The organism is Serratia sp. Je.1.23.a (genome assembly GCF_051129805.1).
Lineage (GTDB): Bacteria > Pseudomonadota > Gammaproteobacteria > Enterobacterales > Enterobacteriaceae > Serratia > Serratia liquefaciens.
Map to the genome: position 1 here is coordinate 449,630 of NZ_JBCPSR010000003.1, position 21,186 is coordinate 470,815.

Sequence of the window (21,186 nt, forward strand, 5' to 3'; positions counted from 1 at the left end):
GCAGACAACAACGCTGTAGCTTGAAAGACGACGAGCATTAAAAAGCCGACTCATCAGTCGGCTTTATTTTTGTTTATTTGGTACCAAATATCTTGTCGCCCGCATCACCCAGGCCCGGTACGATGTAGCCCTTCTCGTTCAGGCATTGATCGATAGAGGCCGTATACAGCTCGACGTCCGGGTGCGCTTTCTCCAGCGCGGCGATCCCTTCCGGCGCGGCAACCAGCACCAGCACCTTGATGCTGTTGCAGCCGGCTTTCTTCAGCAGATCGATAGTGGCGATCATCGAGCCGCCGGTAGCCAGCATAGGGTCGACAACCAGTGCCAAACGCTCTTCGATGTTGGACACCAGCTTTTGGAAATACGGCACCGGCTCCAGAGTTTCTTCGTCACGGTAAACGCCAACCACGCTGATACGTGCGCTCGGTACGTTTTCCAGTACCCCTTCCATCATGCCCAGACCGGCACGCAGAATAGGCACAACGGTAATTTTTTTCCCTTTAATCTGGTCTATTTCAACCGGGCCGCACCAGCCATCGATGGTGACTTTCTCTGTTTCCAGATCGGCGGTCGCTTCATAGGTCAGCAAACTACCCACTTCTGAGGCCAGCTCACGGAAGCGTTTGGTGCTGATATCATTTTCACGCATCAGGCCAAGCTTGTGTTTCACCAGCGGGTGTTTCACCTCAACGATCTTCATCATTTTTCTCCTATTAAGGTGGTTTACGGCCAAAAAAATCGCCGGATTATACCTCCTTTTGCCGACTGCGCCACCCACAATAGCCCGATCGGGATCAACAAAAGTTTGAATAACAGTATAGATGACGAAAAAGCGGAGCTGGTTCACAAGCCACTCGCAAACGTTTGCCTGCGCTGTTAGAATTGCCGCGCCTTATTCCGGAATCAATGCCGGAAGCACAGTATTCAAACCGCAAACCGTCGTGGGGATCGCGCAGTGACCGACAAAACCTCTCTCAGCTATAAAGACGCAGGTGTCGATATCGATGCTGGCAATGCATTGGTAGACCGCATCAAAGGTGTAGTAAAACAGACCCGCCGCCCGGAAGTGATGGGTGGTCTGGGCGGTTTTGGCGCCCTGTGTGCGTTGCCGCAGAAATACCGCGAGCCGATACTGGTTTCCGGTACCGACGGCGTAGGCACCAAGCTGCGTCTGGCGATGGACCTGAAACGACACGACACCATCGGCATCGATTTGGTCGCAATGTGTGTGAACGACCTGGTGGTTCAGGGCGCTGAGCCGCTGTTCTTCCTGGATTACTTTGCCACCGGCAAACTGGACGTGGACACCGCGGCCAGCGTGATCACCGGCATCGCCGAAGGCTGTAAGCAGTCTGGTTGTGCTCTGGTGGGTGGTGAAACCGCTGAAATGCCGGGCATGTACCACGGCGAAGACTACGACGTGGCCGGCTTTTGCGTCGGCGTGGTCGAAAAGTCCGAGATTATCGACGGCAGCAAGGTGCAGTCCGGCGACGCCCTAATCGCCCTGGGCGCTTCCGGCCCGCACTCCAACGGCTACTCGCTGGTACGCAAAATTCTGGAAGTCAGCAACACCGACCCGACCACTACCTTACTTTCAGGCAAACCGCTGGCGGACCACCTGCTGGCGCCGACCAAGATTTACGTGAAATCGGTGCTGGAGCTGATCGAGAAAATCGACGTGCACGCTATCGCCCACCTGACCGGTGGCGGCTTCTGGGAAAACATCCCGCGCGTGCTGCCGGAAGGCATGCAGGCCGTGATCGAAGAATCCAGCTGGCAATGGCCGGCCGTCTTCAACTGGCTGCAGCAAAACGGCAACGTCAGCCGTCACGAAATGTACCGCACCTTTAACTGTGGCGTGGGCATGGTGATCGCGCTGCCGGAAGAAGCCGTGGAATCCGCCATCGCATTGTTGACCGCAGCCGGTGAAAAAGCGTGGAAGATCGGTAAACTGACCGCTTCTTCTGACGAACAACAAGTGGTCATCAACGGATGAAAAAGATCGTGGTGTTGGTCTCCGGCCAGGGGAGTAATCTCCAGGCGCTGATTGACGCCTGCCAGCAGGGCAGAATTGCCGGCGAGATTGTGGCGGTGTTCAGCAACAGGGCGCAGGCTTACGGTTTGCAACGTGCAGAAGCGGCAGGTATTGCCGCTCATGCACTGGACGCCAAGGCCTTTGCCGACCGGGCCGCGTTTGACGTCGCCCTGGCGGATGCCATCGACCAATACCAACCGGACCTGGTGGTGCTGGCCGGTTACATGCGCATTCTCAGCCCGCAGTTCGTGCAGCGCTATGCCGGACGCATGCTGAATATCCACCCTTCCCTGCTGCCCAAATACCCTGGGCTGCATACTCACCGTCAGGCCATCGACAACGGCGACAGCGAACACGGCACTTCGGTGCACTTCGTGACCGAACAGCTCGACGGCGGCCCGGTGATCCTGCAGGCCAAGGTGCCAATCTTCCCCGGTGACGAGGAAGACGAGGTGGTTGAACGGGTACAGGCTCAGGAACATACCCTTTACCCGCTGGTGGTGAACTGGTTTGTCGAAGGCCGCCTGGCGATGCACGATAACGCCGCCTGGCTGGATGGCGAGCGCCTGCCCGAACAAGGGCATGCGGCAGACTAAAAAGCCAATCTTAACCCCTTCTAAACGGTGCCGCTCACGGCGCCGTTTTTTTTTCGCCGCAACCCATCGCCGACGTTATACTTGCCCACAGTGGCAACCGCCCCTATCTATAACGACATTGAGGAACCCCCATGTCCAGCACTACCAACGTCAGGCTACGCCCACTGGAACGGGATGATTTGACGTTTGTCCATCAGATGGACAACAACGCCAGCGTGATGCGCTACTGGTTTGAAGAACCCTATGAAGCCTTCGTAGAACTTTCCGATCTCTACGACAAACATATCCACGACCAGAGCGAACGCCGCTTTATCATCGAACACCAGGGTGCCAAGGTCGGGCTGGTGGAACTGGTGGAGATCGACCATATCCACCGCCGCGCGGAATTTCAGATCATCATCGACCCGACGCATCAGGGCAAAGGCTACGCCACTATCGCCGCCAAACTGGCGATGGACTACGGTTTCTCGGTACTGAACCTGTACAAGCTGTACCTGATCGTCGATAAAGAAAACCCGAAGGCAATCCACATCTACAGCAAATTGGGCTTTGAAGTCGAAGGCGAGCTGATTGACGAATTCTTCGTTAACGGTGAATACCGTACCGTGCTGCGCATGTGCATCTTCCAGCCGCAGTACATGGCGAAATTCAAAACCGCCGCCAGCGATCAACCTTTGGTTAAGTGACAATAAAAAACCCGCGAGAGCGGGTTTTTCAGGCGCTGCAGTTAACTCCATGCCCGTTTTATAAAAACGACTTCGATATACCGCTTACGCAAATTCGTGCGTTAATTGTAATTGGCGCTGCCGAAGTATTGTGTGCGACAAAAGTTACCGCACCAGCAGATGTTGAATAACAATTCATGATTAACGTCGGGTAAATAGTATCCAGTGACCACGCAATCGCCGCGCCAGAGGTTAATAATTTTGCTTTTATTCTCCCCGGCAGGAGTACACAAATACGTTTATCACTCTTTGCCAAATACCTGGCCCCTTCGATTGCTGAAGGATGAAATGTTAAACGATTTTAACTGGATGGGATCCGCTGCTCTTGCCCCTTCATTCTTCACCAGTTTATCTTCGGAGCTACCATCGTTGACGACAAGGGGTGAGACTTGAATTAATGACCGACGACCCGCCGCGTACTGGAAAATCTTGCCTGCGCGCTTGTTGCCCTCTTCTCGATAAGACCGTATCTCACTATGCATATTGGTATTTTTGACGTAAGAATTAAGTAGAAAACGGCTCCGAGGAGCCGTTTCTGTGTATATCAGGTCCAATCTTCATAACCGCTGTCATGGATCCAGACAATGCCGCCAGGGCATTCCTCTGTCAGAAACCAGAATCCGTCGAAGGCATCGGCATCCATTTCTTCTTGATTTTTAGGAAACCTCTCGCGATACAGTGCAATCTGCTCAGCGACACTTCCCTCCAAGAATTTGCCTCGGCTGGCCAGCTTGATCTTCCCGTCCTCGAGTAAACGTTGAAGAAACGCAAAGAAATATTCTTTTTTCTCTTCAAAAGGGAAGGCATCATTCCAAATGTCCTCATCTGGGCAACTCCCCCCCCAAAGCGCATCAATGGCCATTCCTTCCAACGTATATGCTCTTTCTTCATATAATGAATCTGAGATTATTGGTTTCATTCTAATCACCTGAATTTTATTTCAACTTTCTTTACTTTCTGCCCTACAGCGTCTCCAACACTTGATTTGCCAACTATATCAATAGTCCAGCGCGCCTTTGTTTGCTCCTTGCTATCTGAATACTCCCTCAGATTGATAGTGACACCATCTTTCTTTGCAAAGTAAACCATGCCCTTCGGGGTTTTCTTCTCTTCCAATGGCACGGCTCCTGCCAGCGATTGGGCGTAGTCGATGATTTCTTGTCTTGACAGTTTTTCCGTCGCAAAAACTTTGGTCGTTCCGTATTTATTGCTCCAGCCCTCGCCCAAAACTTGAGCTATAGACTTACCAAAAACTGTTACGCTACCATCTGGCTGCGTTTTATCGAAAAGTTTAACCAGTTGGTCAGTATTAGCCTTCTGCATGTCCCGCAGATAATCTGCCGTTTTAGTCGACAAATTCGCCCCAACAGCCATTTCTTCTTTGATAAAATCGGCAACTGGCTGAGTGTTGAACGTTTTTGTTTTGTATAATTCATCGGAAGCGTTCACCAGCTATCGGCTCAACTTCCTCACACTGTCTTCGGTTTTACCCAGAATCAATGTGCTGCCGGTAGTTACGGCGCCCGTACGAATAATGGCCTCTGGTGCCACAATGTCCGCCGCAAAAATACCGGCTTGATTCAGACAAAGCGCGGGGTTGGTTTTACAGCCAGCAATCGCCAATCGTACAGCCAGAACCAATTCTGGCGCAGCTCCCACCAGCGTCTTCCCTCCCGCAGTAAGTACCAGACCGCCGCCACCAACGGTCGCCACTATTGCGGCAGCTTCTCGGCGAGCCACAACACGTTTTGCTGCAGCAACATCGCCTTTATCAGCGGCCAAAATATCTTTCTGATTATCCAGCGCATACTGCAAACGGTAAAGCTGGCGTTCCTTTTCATTGAGGTTAGCGGGTTCAAACAGCGTGCTCTGCATCACGACCCCGGCCAGCTCCGCCGCCAGCGGGAAAATCTTGCTCTGCACGCCTGTTACCCTCTTCTCGATAAGACCGTATCTCACTATGCATATTGGTATTTTTGACGTAAGAATTAAGTAGAAAACGGCCCCGAGGAGCCGCTTCTGTGTATATCAGGTCCAATCTTCATAACCGCTGTCATGGATCCAGACAATGCCGCCAGGGCATTCCTCTGTCAGAAACCAGAATCCGTCGAAGGCATCAGCGTCCATTTCTTCTTGATTTTTGGGAAATCTCTCGCGATACAGTGCAATCTGCTCAGCGACACTTCCCTCCAAGAGTTTGCCTCTGTTGGCTAACTTTATTTTCCCATCCTGCATAAGTCGATGTAGGAGTTCTAAAAAATAAGCTTTTTTCTCTTCATACGACATTGCAGCTTTTTCAAAGTTGTCAGCTCTCATGGCTGACCACACCGTACCAATAGATGTTCCTTCTAGTTCATCACTAAACAGCTTGTATTCTTCATCGCTATACAGCATATGGAAACCTCATCGTAACTTTATTTCAATTCTCTTTTTAACCTTTCCTTGCAGGGCCTCTAGACTTTCGTTGCCAATAATATCAATAGTCCAGCGCGCCTTTGTTTGCTCCTTGCTATCTGAATACTCCCTCAGATTGATAGTGACACCATCTTTCTTTGCATAATAAACCATGCCCTGCGGGGTGTTTTTCGCTTCCAAAGGCACGGCTCCTGCCAGCGATTGGGCGTAGTCGATGATTTCTTGTCTTGACAGTTTTTCCGTCGCAAAAACTTTGGTCGTTCCGGACTTGTTGCCTCCCCCCTCGCCCAGCACCTGCTCAAACTGCTGGCCAAACACGCTCAGCTTACTTTCGCTCTGTTTCGGGTCAAATACTTTAACCAGCTGATCGGTGCTGGTCTTCTGCAGCGCCTGCAGTTTTTCTGCCGTCTGCGCCGACAGTCTGGCGTCGGTCGCCGTTTGCGCTTTTACCAAATCCGCAACAGGTTGGGTGTTGAACACTCGGCTCTTCAGCGATTCATCAACGGTTTTCACCGTTTGCTGCGCCAGTGTTTTCGCCGCGTCTGCCGTCTTGCCGACAACCAGCGTGCTTCCGGAGGCGATGGCTCCGGTGCCGATTTCCGCACTGATACCCGCCAGCACCGCATGGCTGACGGCCTTGCCAGGTAACCCCAGAATATCGCCGTTATCGCCAATAAGATTTGCTCCCTCGGCGTTAATCTGGTTGCCGAGGTTGATCAGCAGCGCGTTGGTCAAGTTGTCTTTGAAGCTGCCGCCGTTGGTGGCGGTATTCAGACTTGAACTGATGACCGACTGCCCCGCTACACGCTGAACAATCTTGCGCCACCCTTCATCCTTTATCAGCGCTGGCAATCGCGCCTTGTCTGCCGGCACATTGGCGTCCAGCACTTGGTCAAAGCCCGCCAGTGCACCACCAATCGCCATTGCCGTCGCCGTCGCCTTGACCGTCTCGCTGCTGCCCAATGCTCTCAGGGTTTTTGACAGATTTCCCTGATTGTCAACCAGCTCCACAGCCACCTGCGATGCTAGCGACGTCATGCCGGCATAGACCGACCCATAGACTATCGACGAGGCAGATACCCCAGTCACGCCGGTCGCCGCAATGAGTAGCCGTAGGCAAAGTCAGGCTGCCGTTCAGGCTGCGGCTACGATGGCTACGGCTGAAATCGTCGTTACGCGCGGCGGACAGCGACCACTGTTCGGCAAGGTGTAGCGGGTTGTCCAGCGTCACGCCGGCATTCATCTGCCCGGTACCGGTGTTTTTCTGGCCGCTGTTGTCCGCCCCGGCGGAAACCGCGACGGGCCAACGCACAGAGCTGCGCTGCAGCACCACCCGTGAATACCCCGCATGCGCACCGGGCTGGATATCGATGCTCACCTGCTGCGAAGGCAAGCGGTTGAGCTGCTCCATGCCCTGTTCAATATCCCGCAGACTCAATACATCGCCGGCCATGCCGGGGAACGCCATGCCCAATGCCAGTTTGCTTTCGCCATCGAGAGTAATGGATTCGACCCGCCCTTCGCTGGCGCTGATGGTCAGCATACCGGTAGAAATATCTTGTTCTTGCAGATAGGCCTGCGAGGTGACATAGCCGCGTTGCAAATAGGCATTGGTGGTTTCACGCACCAGGCGATTGATGGCGCTCAACGTTAGGCAGCGCCCCTGGTAGGGTTTGGCCAGCCGGGTTTTTACCGACCAGGAAAGATGTTAGGCCCCCTGAAACTTAATCTGCCGCACAAGCTGGCAGGCTTCACCAGCGGCGGGAGGCGCCGGCAAGGGTAAGGCCAGCAGAGAAACGTTGTTTTGCAACGCCTCACGCTGCTGTTGTGCCTGCTCCAACAGCATTTTTTGCTGCTGAGTAATGCTGCCGCGATCGGCCGGGCTGGCTTGCTCGGCCGCCTGCGCAGAGCAAATCAGCCCGCCATAAACCAGCAACGCCACAACCTGGAATCCCTGCTTCCATACACACACTTGAAAACATCTATTTACGTTAATTTACACAAATTAGCGATTTATAAACATTTATCTCCTCAGTTCTATACGAATAAGTATTGTTTTTATTCAAACAAATGGCAGGGAGAGACTGCCCAGCAGGCAGTCGGAGTATTGCAGTCAAGCGGGAATAAAGAACTTTAAAGTCATAAAGGCGCAGCATGCTGCGCCCTACAATCAATCAACCATAGCGCCCGGTAATATAATCCTCGGTGCGGCGCTGGCGCGGTGAAGTAAAGATGTCGTCGGTGTCGTTGTACTCCACCAGCCGCCCCTGATGAATAAAGGCGGTGTAGTCGGAGACGCGTGCCGCCTGCTGCATGTTGTGCGTCACCAGCACCACGCTGTACTGCTGCTTCAGCGCGGAAATCAGCTCTTCAATGGTCAATGTGGAGATCGGATCCAACGCCGAGGTCGGCTCATCCAGCAGCAGCACTTCCGGCTCGATGGCTATCGCCCGTGCAATCACCAACCTTTGCTGCTGGCCGCTGGAAAGACGAAACGCGTTCTCGCGCAGCCGGTCTTTGACCTCGTGCCACAGCGCGGCGGCACGCAGCGAACGCTCCACCGCCTCATCAAGGATCCGTCGGTCACGCACGCCCTGCAGACGCAGGCCGTAAACCACGTTTTCATAAATCGATTTCGGGAAAGGGTTCGGCCGTTGGAAAACCATGCCGACCCGCCGTCTTAACGCCGCAACGTCGATTTGCGCGCCGCCAATGCTTTGACCGTTCAGTTGCAAATCGCCTTCAATCCTGCAGTTGTCCACCAAATCATTCATACGGTTGAAACAGCGCAGCAGCGTGGATTTGCCGCAGCCGGACGGGCCGATCAGCGCCGTCACCCGGTGCTTGGGAATACGCAGCGAGATATCGTGCAGCACCTGTTTTTCGCCATAAAACAGGTTGAGGTCGTTTACCGCCAGCGCGGTATGTTCATCATCAAGGTGCTGGACATCCAACCGGGGCAAACTGCCTGGCGTCATCAAACTCATTAGGCACTCCCCAGGAATAACATCGTTGTTACTGCGACCATGCTCTGTACCGCTCCCTCAGCGAATGGCGAATACCCATCGCCGCCAGATTCAAGCCCACGACAATCGCCACCAGCAGGAAGGCGGTGGCGAACACCAGCGGCCGGGCGGCCTCCACGCTCGGGCTCTGGAAGGCCATATCGTAGATCTGGAAGCTCAGGTGCATAAACTTCCGCTCCAGATGCAGATACGGGAAAATATCATCTACCGGCAGCACCGGCACGGATTTCACTACCCCCACCAGCATTAATGGTGCCGTCTCCCCGGCGGCGCGCGCCACCGCCAGGATCAGGCCGGTCATCATCGCCGGTGCAGCCATCGGCAACACAATACGCCACAGCGTTTCCGCCCGGCTGGCGCCCAGCGCCAACGAGCCCTGACGCAACGAAGCAGGAATGCGCGACAACCCCTCTTCGGTAGCGACAATCACCACCGGCAACGTCAACAGCGCCAGCGTCAAGGCCGCCCACAGCACGCCCGGCGTGCCAAAGGTCGGGTTAGGCAACGACTCCGGGTAGAACAGCTGATCGAGCGTGCCGCCAATCATATAGACGAAGAAGCCAAGGCCAAACACGCCATAGACAATCGACGGTACGCCGGCCAGATTAACCACGGCAATGCGGATCAGCCGCGTCAGCAGATTATTGCCTGCGTATTCATGCAGGTAAACGGCGGCAATCACGCCAAACGGCATCACCACGATCGACATCAGGATCACCATCAGCACCGTGCCGAAAATCGCCGGGAATACGCCGCCTTCGGTATTGGCCTCTCGCGGGCTGTCGCTGAGGAATTTCTTCACCTGTTCGCCCCAGTGCACCAGCTTTTGCGTGGTATTCATCGCGTTGGGGTACCAGGCATCGCGCACCTGGCTTAGCGCAATGGTATGGGTCTGGCCGTGCATGTCACGCAGTAACAGCGCATCGCGGTGGCGATCGCGGTTCAAACCTTCCAGACGATCGGAAAGCAGTCGATATTGACGTTGCAGTTCCAGCCGCTCGGCGTTGATTGACGCCTGTGCGCGGGCGTCTAGCTTATCTTCCCGCTGTAAGCTTTTCTCTCGCAGACGCAGCGTATCGAACCGCTGGTTAATGCGCGCCATATCGCGAAACTGAATATCATGGGCCTGACGCGAAAGCGCGGCAATCTGCGGCAAACGCTGCAGCAGCGCCTGGCTAAGATTGCGGCCGGTCAACGGCTGACCATCCTCCAGCATACCGGCCAGATAACCGTAAGCGGTGCCGTTGTTATTACGTTCCAGCACCAGCAGATCGCGCGGCGTGCTTTGGCGAACAATGTCACCGGTCAGCAGCGTACGGAAGTCTTGTCCTTCGCTCTCGCGGTTGCCCACCTTGATCAGATAGCGCTCAAAACTCTGCGCATTTCCCGGCGGCAGTGCGATACCGGACTCCAGCAGTTGCCGACGCGGAATGCTTTGCTGCTGATACAGCTCGCCGATCATCGTCACCGGCCCTGCGGCACTCTGGTTGAGCTCAAACTGATAGACCGGGCTCGGCCAGAAATAGCGCATCCCCTGTCCGGCCAGCAGCAGCATGATGCCGATCAGCGCCAACAGGCTGACGGCCACCGACCCGGCGGTCAGCCAGATCCACGGCGAACCGCTCTTCGCCCAGCGCTTCATGGCGCCTCCTGGTTCAGGGTATAGCGCTCACGCAGCCGCAGTCGGATCGCCTCCGCCAGCGTGTTGAAGACAAAGGTGAAAATAAACAGCACCAGCGCAGTCAGGAACAGCACCCGGTAATGGCTGCTGCCAGCGACCGCTTCCGGCATTTCTATGGCGATATTGGCCGCCAGGGCACGCAGGCCCTGGAACAGGCTGCCGTCGATAACCGGCGTATTTCCGGTCGCCATCAGCACAATCATGGTCTCCCCCACCGCACGGCCAAAGCCAATCATCAGCGCCGAGAAAATGCCGGCGCTGGCCGAAGGCAGCACCACGCGTATCACGGTTTGCCACTGGGTCGCCCCCAACGCCAGCGACCCTTGGCTCAGGGTTGCCGGTACGCTGAACAACGCGTCTTCCGCCAGCGAGAAAATAATCGGCACTAACGCAAAGCCCATCGCCACGCCAACCACCAGCGCATTGCGCTGGTCATAATCATCGCCCAGCCAGAAATGCAGCGGCTCGCCAAACAGTTTCACTTCCAGCCAGGGCCCCACGCTAAACGCCAGCCAGACGGTCAGTACAATCAGCGGCAACAGGATCAGCAGATCGACGCCCGGCGGCAGGCGCCGCGGGGCAAACCGGTTCATCAGCGCACCGCATGCCAGCACCACCGCCGCCAACAGCAAGGGAAGCGACAACACCGCCAGCAGATAATATTCAATCACCGGCGCCAGCCAGATGCCCGCCACCAGCCCGATCACCACCGTCGGTAAAGCCCCCATCACCTCAATCGCCGGTTTAATCACCCGCCGCAGTCCGGCCGACATGAAATAGGCGGTATAAACTGCCCCGGCCAGCGCCAGCGGAATGGCGAACAGCATGGCATAGGCCGCGGCCTTGAAGGTGCCAAAAATCACCGGCATCAGGCTGAATTTGGCCTGGTAGCTGTCCTCACCAGAGGTGGATTGCCAGACGTAAGCCGGTTCGGGGTAATTCTCGTACCACACCTTATGCCAAAGCGAGCGCCAGGTGACGTCGGGATAAGGGTTGTCGATCGCATAATGTTGCCAGCCCTGTGCCGTTTCCAGCAGCAGGCCATCACCGCGTGGAGCAAACGCCATCTGCTGTACCCCGGCGCTCAGCCTGCCGTTCAACAGTGGCTGCGGCTGGATGCTGGAAAACAGCGAGAAACCGCCGTCCGGTCTCAGGGTGGCGAACACCCGGCGATAAGGTTCGGCCACCAGCAAATCCTGCGGCTCGGACTGGTGGTCGAAATGCTGCACCGGCGTCAGTTGCCAGCGCCGATCTTTTTCAACATCAAACCATTCGCGTACGCTGCCGTCAGGCGCTTCGATCAGCAACGCGCTGCCGCCAGGCAACGCCGTCAGCTGATAAGGAGAATGTTCGCCAAGCGTACGCGTTTCTTTTAGCTGCAGCTGCGTGTCGTTAATTTGGTAGCGCGCCAGCCGATTCCCCGCCAGCAGATACAATTGGCGACCGTCGGGCGTCAACACCAACTGCTGCACCGCACTGTCCAACGTGATCTCACTTAGCTGCGGCGGGTGGTCGCTGCCGAAACGGCCAAACACCAAACGACGATCTTCGGTAACACCGGCCAGAAGGTACTGCCCACGGCGTGCTTCAGCCAACGTCAGCAGCGTTAATGCTCGCCCCTGTTTATCCAACGTCAGCGGTCGTTGCCCAAGCGGAAACAACCACTGCGGTGCCGACGCCCCGGCTGCTGCGAAGTCCGCGCTGGCGACAATAAACCGGCCGTCGGCCTGTGCCAAAGCAAACAGATCGCGTTCGCCAGCCGCCTGAGTCAGCAGCGTCGGTTTGGCCAGCAGCGTCTGTTGCGTCAGAGGATGGGCGTTCTGCTGCGTCAGAGGATAGAACTGCCCCTGCCCTTGCGCATCGATGCGGTAACCTATCCGCTGCTGCACATCCATACCCAGCGCCAGCGCAGGTGCAGAGGCACTGATCGTCAGCGGTTTCACCTGCCCCATTGCCGCCGGTTTAAACAGCGGCAGCACCGCAAACAGCAGGTAAACGAAGATCAGCATCAGCGTCATCAACACCAGCAGCCCGCTGACGGTAACCGCCGCCTGAACGCTACGGTCGATGCGCGCGCGCAGGCGATCCCGGGGATGTTGGTTTACCGTAGTTTGTGCCATGTCTCTCGCTGTCGCTGATGTAAGCAGGCTTGCGCCATAGAATAACCGGGCATCTTATGTCAGTTTTGTGACGTTTGCATGACAAAGTTGCCTGCCGCCAATATCGAATTTAACGCTATTCATTAGCATTATTAACCCTATATATTGCTGAAAAATGATGATTAAGCCGATCATCTGTAGAGATATTTAGCATTATTGTCTTCATTTTATATTGCTCCGACATGTTCAACGCCCCGAACGCCGCAGAGAATATTTTTACGCCTTAAAATGCCTCGCCCCAAGGTAATGGATATGTTGGACTTTCCTGTCAATCTCTCGCAATAATGATGAAGGACACTAGAGCGGCATCCGGGCGCTGCGTCCCGGATCCTTTTCTAAAATTGAACTGGAGTGGCAATGGGTCAGGAAAAGCTCTACATCGAAAAAGAACTAAGCTGGTTATCCTTTAATGAACGCGTGTTGCAGGAAGCCGCAGATAAGAGCAATCCCCTGATTGAGCGCATGCGTTTTCTGGGCATTTATTCCAATAACCTTGACGAGTTCTATAAGGTCCGCTTTGCCGATCTCAAACGACGCATTCTGATCAGCGAAGAACAGGGCTCTGGCGGCGCTTCACGCCATCTGCTGAAAAAGATCCAGGCCAAGGTATTAAAAACCGATCAAGAATTCGACAGCCTGTATAACGATTTGCTGCTGGAAATGGCACGCAACCAGATCTTCCTGATCAACGAACGCCAGGTGTCGGAAAACCAGCAAATCTGGCTGCGGCAATACTTTAAACAGCATCTGCGCCAGCACATCACGCCGATCCTGATCAACAATGAAACCAACCTGGTGCAGTTCCTGAAAGACGATTACACCTATCTGGCGGTGGAGATTATCCGCGGTACGCGTATCGATTACGCGCTGCTGGAGATCCCGTCCGACAAGGTACCGCGCTTCGTCAACCTGCCGCCGGAAGCCCCTCGTCGCCGCAAGCCGATGATCCTGCTGGATAACATTCTTCGCTACTGCCTGGACGACATCTTCAAGGGCTTCTTCGATTACGACGCGCTCAACGCCTATTCGATGAAAATGACCCGCGATGCGGAATACGATCTGGTTACCGAGATGGAATCCAGCCTGCTGGAACTGATGTCTTCCAGCCTGAAGCAGCGCCTGACTGCAGAGCCGGTGCGCTTTGTTTATCAACGCGACATGCCCAATGAAATGGTGGAACTGCTGCGCGGCAAGCTCGGTATTTCCAACTATGATTCTGTCATTGCCGGCGGCCGTTACCATAACTTCAAAGACTTCATCGGTTTTCCGAACGTCGGCAAGGCCAACCTGGTGAACAAACCGCTGCCGCGCCTGCGCCATACCTGGTTCGAAAAATTCCGCAACGGGTTTGACGCCATTCGCGAGCACGACGTGCTGCTTTACTACCCGTACCACACCTTTGAACACGTGCTGGAGCTGGTGCGCCAGGCGTCGTTCGACCCCAGTGTGCTGGCGATCAAAATCAATATTTACCGCGTGGCAAAAGACTCGCGCATCATCGAATCGATGATCCACGCCGCCCATAACGGCAAAAAAGTCACGGTGGTGGTGGAGTTGCAGGCGCGCTTTGATGAAGAGGCCAATATCCACTGGGCCAAGCGCCTGACGGAAGCCGGGGTGCACGTTATTTTCTCCGCGCCTGGCTTGAAAATTCACGCCAAACTGTTCCTGATCTCACGCCGTGAAGGCGACGAGATTGTGCGCTATGCTCATATCGGCACCGGTAACTTTAACGAGAAAACCGCGCGCATTTACACCGACTATTCATTGCTGACCGCCGATTCGCGCATCACCAACGAAGTACGCCGGGTGTTCAACTTTATCGAAAACCCGTACCGGCCGGTCACCTTCGACAACCTGATGGTGTCGCCGCAGAACTCGCGTCTGAAACTGTATGAGTTGATCGACAACGAAATTGCCAACGCCGAAGCCGGGCTTCCGGCCGGCATTATGCTGAAAATCAACAATCTGGTGGATAAAGGGCTGGTAGATCGGTTATATACCGCCTCCGGCGCCGGCGTAAAAATCCGCCTGTTGGTGCGCGGGATGTGTTCTTTGATTCCCAACCTGCCGGGGATCAGTGACAATATTCAGATAATCAGCATCGTCGACCGCTATCTGGAACACGATCGGGTTTACGTTTTCGAAAACAAAGGTGACAAACTGGTTTATCTGTCCTCTGCCGACTGGATGACCCGTAACATAGATTACCGCATCGAAGTCGCGGTCTCGCTGCTGGATCCAACGCTGAAACAACGGGTTCTGGATATTCTGGAAATCCTGTTCAGCGACACGGTCAAGGCACGTTACCTCGATAAAGAACTGAGCAACCAGTACGTGCCGCGCGGCAACCGCCGCAAAGTCCGTTCTCAGGTTGCCATTTACGAGTATTTAAAAGCTCTGGAACAACCAGGACAGTAGGCCAGCAACTATGCCGCTAAAAAGCACTGCAACGAACAAACCGCAGGAAATCGCTGCCATCGACCTCGGGTCGAACAGCTTCCACATGGTGATTGCCCGCGTCGTCAATGGCGCCTTACAGGTATTGGGGCGTTTAAAACAGCGGGTCCACCTCGCCGATGGATTGGACAGCAACAATGTGCTCAGTGAAGAGGCAATAGAACGCGGCCTGGCCTGCCTGGCGCTGTTCGCCGAACGGCTGCAAGGCTTCCCGGCGGATAACGTCACCATCGTCGGTACCCACACCTTGCGCCAGGCGGTGAACGCCGAGGTATTCCTCAAGCGCGCAGCCAAAGTGATCCCCTACCCGATCGAAATCATCGCCGGGCAGGAAGAGGCTCGCCTGATCTTTATGGGTGTGGAACATACCCAACCGGAAAAAGGCCGCAAGCTGGTGATCGACATCGGCGGCGGTTCTACCGAGCTGGTGATCGGCGAAGATTTTGAACCCCTGCTGGCGGAAAGCCGCCGCATGGGCTGCGTCAGCTTCGCCCAACAGTTCTTCCCGGGCGGAGAAATCAGCAAAAACAACTTCAAACGCGCACGCCTGGCGGCGGCACAGAAGCTGGAAACGCTGGCCTGGCAGTACCGCATTCAGGGCTGGCAATATGCTCTGGGCGCGTCGGGCACCATCAAGGCCGCGCACGAAGTGCTGGTGGCAATGGGCGAAAAAGATGGCCTGATCACCCTCGAGCGACTGGAAATGATGGCGGAACAGGTGCTGCAGTTTAAAAATTTCAGCGCAATGAGCCTGCCGGGGCTGTCGGAAGACCGCCAGTCGGTGTTTGTGCCGGGGTTGGCAATCCTGTGCGGCGTGTTCGATGCGTTGGCGATCCGCGACCTGCGCCTTTCCGACGGTGCGCTGCGCGAAGGCGTGCTGTATGAGATGGAGGGCCGTTTCCGTCATCAGGACATTCGCAGCCGTACCGCCAAGAGCCTGGCCGATCACTACAATATCGACCGCGAGCAGGCCAAACGGGTGCTGGATACCACTGAGCTATTGTATGCGCAGTGGATGGCGCAAAATACCAAGCTGGCGAACCCGCAGTTGGAAGCCTTGCTGAAATGGGCAGCGATGTTGCACGAAGTGGGGTTGAGCATCAACCACAGCGGCATGCATCGCCACTCGGCCTACATTCTGCAAAACACCAACCTGCCGGGCTTCAACCAGGAGCAGCAGTTGCTGCTGTCGGCGCTGGTACGCTTCCATCGCAAGGGTATCAAGCTGGAAGAATTGCCGCGCCTGAACCTGTTCAAGAAAAAGCATTACCTGCCGCTGATCCAACTGTTGCGTCTGAGTACCCTGCTCAACAACCAGCGCCAGTCGACCACCACGCCGGAAACGCTGCGCCTGAGCACCGACGATAACCACTGGACGCTGCGCTTCCCGGCCGGTTATCTGGCGCTGAACAACCTGGTACAACTGGATCTCGAACGTGAACAAGCCTATTGGAACGACGTCGTGGGCTGGAAACTGATTTGCGAAGAGGAAGGTTCGCAAGACGAGCAGCGCTCGGCCTGAGTCTGTCGCCCCCGTACTGCGGGGGCGACAATCAATTCTGTTCTGATAGCAACGTCACCAAGGGTTGCGGTTCGCCGACGAAATACCCCTGCATATAGTCTACGCCCACCCCTTTCAATGCGACCAACTGCTCCATGCTTTCTACGTATTCCGCCACAATGGTCAAGCGCTTCATTCGCGCGACTTTACAGATAGAGGCAATCACCTGGAAATCCACCGCGCTGGTCAGCATGTCACGTACAAAGCTGCCGTCGATTTTCAGCATATCAACCGGCAACATCTTGAGCCGATCGTAACCGGCATAACCGGTGCCGAAATCATCCAGAGCAATGCGGCAGCCCATTTCACGCAGCGCCTGCAGGTTGGCGCCGGCGTAATCCGTATTCTGCAGCAGATGCGACTCGGTCACCTCCAACGTCAGTTGATACGGTTCGATGCGATACTGCTGCAACAGGTTGTCTACATCCTGGCTCAGCATCGGTCGGCACAGCGAAGAGGGCGTCAAATTCACCGCAAAGCGTGCACTGGGCAGATCGATACGGTGCTGGTCCATAAACTTCAACGTATTGCGCAGCACCCACAAATCCAGCCGATAAGCCAGGCCAAACTCATGCGCCACCGGCAGAAAATCATTCGGCGATACTGTGTTCCCCTGATCGTCGCGCATACGCAGCAGAATCTCATAATAACGATCACCTCGCAGGCCCACTATCGGCTGCGCCATTAAGATAAAGCCGTCGTTATCCAGCGAACGTTGTACCCCATGCAAGAGCGCCACCTTGCGTTTGACTTCATCCTGCACCAAATTGCCGCTGCTCTGCACATTCTCCGGCTTACCGCTGGTCAGCGACACTTCCGCCAACGCGCTAAGCTCCCCCAGCAACTGGTAGAGGTGTTCAAAATCGGGCAGCACGCTGCAATACCCTAATCCCAGCGGGGGATGCAGCGGCAAACCGTTCCAGATCAGGCGGAATTTTTCCAACGCGCGGTAAATCGCTTCGACCTTTTCTTCGCTATTGTCCGCATCCACTCGCAGCAACAAGTCATAGCCCGGCAGATGATAAACCCCTTCACCAGGGGCCAATACCTGATGCAGCAGCGCCGCCAGTTGCTGTTTGAAACGAATACGAAGCTGCATGCCATAGTTACGGCTCAGCAAATCCAGTTCGCTGACGCGCAGGAAACACAGGGTTGAAGGCGGAGACTGAGCCAGATCGCGCTTGAGGGCACGCAGGTTCGGCAGGCCAATTACCGGATCTTGCAGCGAGGCACTTTGTGCCCTGGCATGGCTTAACCGTTGGTGAGTATTGAGCGCCGACATCAGGAAAATGCATAGGGTGAACACCACCATCATCGAAGAGATGACCGCCAGGTTATGCAACAGGTTGTCGGGTTGTGAAGCGCCGGGATAATGAAAAAACAGCACCAACAGAGTGGCAGACCAGATAAGGCAGTTGAATTGATAGCCAAAACGCATCGCACCGTAGAGCATTATCGGCAGCAGTAAGACCAGTCCGTACCCCCCGAGCAACAGGGGAATGGCTTCTTTGGCGTGATGGGACAGCACCGCCACCATCCCCACCAGCACCAACAGCCACAGCGACAGCTCTTTTTTATCGACGTTTGGCGCCATTTCACGACCAAAGCGTCGCCAGAGCGTCAGGGCAAAACGGGGTTTATTCAAGATGCGCAACATGATGTAGAGCAAGGGCATGGCGGAGAGACAGCCCAGCAGCAGCGCTTGAAAATTAACCAGCGCCATCAGGTAGCTGTTATCGCCGGGCATCATCCCGAGTTCGTCGGGCAACCGGGCAAAGGCGACCAGCAGCTTCAGGCCGAAGACAAACAGCAATGCCGGTAGCACCACCAGCCAGATTAGCCGCTCCTTCACCAGCGCCGCGCCACCCGGGGCCGCACACCAACGGCGTTGCGTTTGCCTGCGATACCCCAGCCAACACAGGCTCAGGCAAGACAGGTACAGCAGCGTCACCAGCAAGCCACTTTCCAGCCCCAGCCGGTGGGCGTAACGCAGCATGATGGCGAGGGCAATACCCGGCAGCGCCCGCCAGTCGTAGACCATCAACAGTGCAATACAGGCAGTGAGCGGTAGATAGAGCAGATAGACTTTGCCTTCAGGCAGCATTATCCGCGGCGATAGCCAACCTGCGAACGGGATCAATAACAGGCTCCAGAGGAGGGGACACCCCCACCAGCGCTCGCGTAAATGCTTCCAGAATATTGGCTTGATCATAAAAATAACGAGTCCGTCAGGGCGTAATTCCATTCACGCGTTCGGGTAACAAGGCAGGTTCCTTTTCGTACCTCTATCCATTCATGAGGCAAGCTGAAAGTATCATATGCGACAGGAGAATGGCGGAAATTTTAGGCGCCAGGCGGGGGTGAGGCTTGACTCCGATCAACCAAAGAGGAAAAGTTGGGTAAAAATGTGTAAGCCTATTTTTTGTCTCATCTTAAGCTGCTGATCCGACAGATAAAGCCAAACTTAAGCTAAACAGGGGCGAGATACCGGGTTTTGCTGCCCGGAAATAAATAGACAATATTTGTCATCAATGGCTAGAATTCCGTTTACACTCTATCGGCCTGCATCAGCGTTCAATATCTCTATAAATTTCAAGTGGCCGCAGCACGGCCAGCGTGAAAGATGGCGGGCATAACACAGGAAACCGGCATGCCGGGTGATATATGCGTAGAAAATCCACCGGACAGATGACCAAAATAGTGCTGTTTGTCAGCTTTATCATTTTAGTCGGCCGTCTGCTGTATGCCGCGGTCGTCGCGGTGCCCCACCATCAGGAAAAAAAACTCGCCCCTCAGCAAAGCACCACTGAGATGAGCGACGAAAACCGGGACACCACTCCCTGAACTCACAGATTCAAGTTATCCCGCAGGGCTTGCGAATAGTTAAGCAGCCTGCCGTCGGCCAGTATCTCGGCGCGCCAGACCCCTTACTTATTCCTCAGCAACTGCTCCCATTTCATAAAAATGACGCCTGCATTCACTATGCTCTATCTAGTCCAGAGTGGGTCTTAACGATCACTGAGTGCCAGTAAGGAAGACCATGTCAGCTGCAACACATAACGTTAAAAAAGTCGCTGAGTACCGCCAGCGCATTCTTTCTCTGCTGTTAAACAATAAAGATCTGGTCGATGGCATTCTCGGCCGGCCAGGGGATGAGAACGCCCTCAGCAAAAGCGAGCTGCTAAACCAGACGGCAGAAATCACCGGCCTGCTGGACGACATGCACGCCGCTGACCTGGCGGACCTGCTGGAAGCGCTGCCCCAAGACGAGCGACTGGCACTGTGGCGGCTGGTGGGGAACGCCAAACGCGGTCAAACGCTGGTGGAAGTTGCCGAGCCCGTGTGGGACAGCCTGATCGAAGAGATGAGCGACAAGGACCTGCTCAAAGCGATCAAGACGCTGGACGTCGATGAACAGGCCTATTTGGCACAATACCTGCCGCGTAACCTGATGGGCCGCCTGTTGACCTCCATGGAACCGGATCAACGCGCACAGGTGCGCGAGATGATCCACTACGGCAAGGACACCGTCGGCTGGATGATGGATTTTGAACTGGTCACGGTACGCCCCGACGTCACTATCGGTGCCGTACATCGCTTCTTGCGCCTGCGCAAAACCATCCCAGAAGCCACCGACAAGCTCTTCGTCACCGATCGTAAAAATACTCTGCTGGGCGAACTGCCGCTCACCGCCGTGCTGCTTAATGACCCGGAAACCCTGGTCCAGACGGTCATGGACAGCGACCCTACCAGCTTCCAGCCGGATGACAAGGCCGAAGCGGCAGCCAGCGCATTCGAACGTTATGACCTGATCAGCGCCCCGGTGGTCGACGCCAAGGGCAAGCTGATGGGCCGTTTGACCATCGAAGAGATCGTCGACGTGGTCAATGAAGAAAGCGACAGCAACCTGCGCCGCATGGGGGGCTTAAGCCCGGAAGAAGATGTGTTTGCCCCGGTCAGCAAGGCGGTGAAAACCCGCTGGGCGTGGCTGGCCATCAACCTGTGTACCGCGTTTATCGCCTCGCGCGTCATCGGTCTGTTCGAACACACCATTTCACAACTGGTGGCGCTGGCGGCGTTAATGCCGATCGTCGCGGGGATCGGCGGCAATACCGGTAATCAGACCATCACCATGATCGTACGCGCGCTGGCACTGCACCAAATTGAGGTCGGCAACATTTCCCGCCTGATGTTCAGAGAACTGGGGGTAGCCATTATCAACGGCGTGGTCTGGGGCGGCATCATGGGAGTCGTGACCTGGCTGCTGTACGGCGACTGGGCGATGGGCGGCGTCATGACGCTGGCGATGATCCTCAACCTGCTGGTAGCCGCGCTGATGGGGGTGGTGATCCCGATGACCATGCTCAAACTGGGGCGCGATCCGGCGGTAGGTTCCAGCGTATTGATCACCGCTCTGACCGATACCGGCGGCTTCTTTATCTTCCTCGGGCTGGCCACCTTGTTCCTGCTTTAAACCTCCAGAAGGCCGGCCCCGCGCCGGCTTTTGCGTTTGCTCACTAAAGCTGTC

At 55.4% G+C, this 21,186-nt stretch carries 18 protein-coding genes and 2 pseudogenes; 7 read left to right on the forward strand and 13 right to left on the reverse strand.

The window, feature by feature from the left end:
• Positions 1–73 precede the first annotated feature (73 nt).
• A complete protein-coding gene (gene upp, locus AAZT04_RS14390) occupies positions 74–700 on the reverse strand; it encodes a uracil phosphoribosyltransferase (RefSeq protein ID WP_020828072.1) in 627 nt (208 codons plus the stop codon).
• Positions 701–955: 255 nt separating this feature from the next.
• Here upp and purM point away from each other — a divergent pair, with 255 nt between their 5' ends.
• From purM to speG, 3 genes are all read left to right on the forward strand, one after another.
• Positions 956–1,996, forward strand: a complete 1,041-nt coding sequence (gene purM, locus AAZT04_RS14395; protein WP_115058298.1) for a phosphoribosylformylglycinamidine cyclo-ligase — start codon at positions 956–958, stop codon at positions 1,994–1,996.
• Positions 1,993–2,631, forward strand: a complete 639-nt coding sequence (gene purN, locus AAZT04_RS14400) for a phosphoribosylglycinamide formyltransferase (RefSeq protein WP_260629890.1) — start codon at positions 1,993–1,995, stop codon at positions 2,629–2,631. Before purM ends, purN begins: the two co-directional genes overlap by 4 nt.
• Before the next feature lie 131 nt (positions 2,632–2,762).
• Positions 2,763–3,317, forward strand: a complete 555-nt coding sequence (speG, locus tag AAZT04_RS14405; RefSeq protein ID WP_020828075.1) for a spermidine N1-acetyltransferase — start codon at positions 2,763–2,765, stop codon at positions 3,315–3,317.
• Positions 3,318–3,900: 583 nt separating this feature from the next.
• On the opposite strand, the gene AAZT04_RS14410 is transcribed toward speG, so the two are convergent.
• The 11 genes and pseudogenes from AAZT04_RS14410 to AAZT04_RS14460 form a co-directional block, all read right to left on the reverse strand.
• Positions 3,901–4,275 (reverse strand): DUF596 domain-containing protein, encoded by a 375-nt coding sequence (locus AAZT04_RS14410; RefSeq protein WP_234529415.1) that lies wholly within the window; start codon positions 4,273–4,275, stop codon positions 3,901–3,903.
• A gap of 5 nt (positions 4,276–4,280) precedes the next feature.
• Positions 4,281–4,805 carry a hypothetical protein gene (locus AAZT04_RS14415; RefSeq protein ID WP_242498824.1) on the reverse strand — a complete coding sequence of 175 codons (525 nt, stop codon included), beginning with the start codon at positions 4,803–4,805 and terminating at the stop codon, positions 4,281–4,283.
• Between the two features lie 3 nt (positions 4,806–4,808).
• Complete coding sequence (locus tag AAZT04_RS14420; protein ID WP_234529635.1) at positions 4,809–5,279, reverse strand: hypothetical protein; 471 nt, start codon at positions 5,277–5,279, stop codon at positions 4,809–4,811.
• A gap of 105 nt (positions 5,280–5,384) precedes the next feature.
• Positions 5,385–5,750 carry a DUF596 domain-containing protein gene (locus AAZT04_RS14425; protein ID WP_046374992.1) on the reverse strand — a complete coding sequence of 122 codons (366 nt, stop codon included), beginning with the start codon at positions 5,748–5,750 and terminating at the stop codon, positions 5,385–5,387.
• 9 nt (positions 5,751–5,759) lie between these two features.
• Positions 5,760–6,869, reverse strand: a pseudogene (locus tag AAZT04_RS14430) (DUF637 domain-containing protein); the annotation flags it as partial.
• The gene (locus AAZT04_RS14435; RefSeq protein WP_321041291.1) at positions 6,769–7,314 is read right to left on the reverse strand and encodes a POTRA domain-containing protein; all 546 of its coding nucleotides are present in this window, start codon (positions 7,312–7,314) and stop codon (positions 6,769–6,771) included. The gene AAZT04_RS14435 and the pseudogene AAZT04_RS14430, both read right to left, overlap by 101 nt.
• Positions 7,300–7,455, reverse strand: a pseudogene (locus AAZT04_RS14440) (POTRA domain-containing protein); the annotation flags it as partial. The pseudogene AAZT04_RS14440 and the gene AAZT04_RS14435, both read right to left, overlap by 15 nt.
• Before the next feature lie 24 nt (positions 7,456–7,479).
• The gene (locus AAZT04_RS14445; RefSeq protein ID WP_256814331.1) at positions 7,480–7,713 is read right to left on the reverse strand and encodes a hypothetical protein; all 234 of its coding nucleotides are present in this window, start codon (positions 7,711–7,713) and stop codon (positions 7,480–7,482) included.
• A gap of 232 nt (positions 7,714–7,945) precedes the next feature.
• Positions 7,946–8,758: a phosphate ABC transporter ATP-binding protein PstB gene (gene pstB / locus AAZT04_RS14450; protein ID WP_020828076.1), complete on the reverse strand. Its 813-nt coding sequence runs from the start codon at positions 8,756–8,758 to the stop codon at positions 7,946–7,948.
• A 28-nt stretch (positions 8,759–8,786) separates the two neighbouring features.
• Positions 8,787–10,439 carry a phosphate ABC transporter permease PstA gene (pstA, locus tag AAZT04_RS14455; RefSeq protein WP_261279877.1) on the reverse strand — a complete coding sequence of 551 codons (1,653 nt, stop codon included), beginning with the start codon at positions 10,437–10,439 and terminating at the stop codon, positions 8,787–8,789.
• Positions 10,436–12,598 carry an ABC transporter permease subunit gene (locus AAZT04_RS14460; protein WP_261279876.1) on the reverse strand — a complete coding sequence of 721 codons (2,163 nt, stop codon included), beginning with the start codon at positions 12,596–12,598 and terminating at the stop codon, positions 10,436–10,438. The genes pstA and AAZT04_RS14460 overlap by 4 nt, the downstream gene beginning before the upstream one ends.
• A gap of 396 nt (positions 12,599–12,994) precedes the next feature.
• Here AAZT04_RS14460 and ppk1 point away from each other — a divergent pair, with 396 nt between their 5' ends.
• Both ppk1 and ppx read left to right on the forward strand, forming a co-directional pair.
• Positions 12,995–15,058, forward strand: coding sequence for a polyphosphate kinase 1 (gene ppk1, locus AAZT04_RS14465; RefSeq protein ID WP_020828079.1), 2,064 nt, complete (start codon positions 12,995–12,997; stop codon positions 15,056–15,058).
• 10 nt (positions 15,059–15,068) lie between these two features.
• Positions 15,069–16,619, forward strand: coding sequence for an exopolyphosphatase (gene ppx / locus AAZT04_RS14470; protein ID WP_020828080.1), 1,551 nt, complete (start codon positions 15,069–15,071; stop codon positions 16,617–16,619).
• Between the two features lie 31 nt (positions 16,620–16,650).
• Here ppx and AAZT04_RS14475 read toward each other — a convergent pair whose 3' ends face one another.
• On the reverse strand, positions 16,651–18,798 hold the full coding sequence (locus AAZT04_RS14475; protein WP_434680605.1) for an EAL domain-containing protein: 2,148 nt from the start codon (positions 18,796–18,798) through the stop codon (positions 16,651–16,653).
• A gap of 524 nt (positions 18,799–19,322) precedes the next feature.
• Between AAZT04_RS14475 and AAZT04_RS14480 the strand changes: the two genes are divergently transcribed.
• Together AAZT04_RS14480 and mgtE are read left to right on the forward strand one after the other, a co-directional pair.
• Positions 19,323–19,502, forward strand: coding sequence for a YfgG family protein (locus tag AAZT04_RS14480; RefSeq protein ID WP_020828082.1), 180 nt, complete (start codon positions 19,323–19,325; stop codon positions 19,500–19,502).
• Positions 19,503–19,698: 196 nt separating this feature from the next.
• Positions 19,699–21,132, forward strand: coding sequence for a magnesium transporter (mgtE, locus tag AAZT04_RS14485; RefSeq protein WP_020828083.1), 1,434 nt, complete (start codon positions 19,699–19,701; stop codon positions 21,130–21,132).
• The last annotated feature ends 54 nt before the right edge of the window (positions 21,133–21,186 follow it).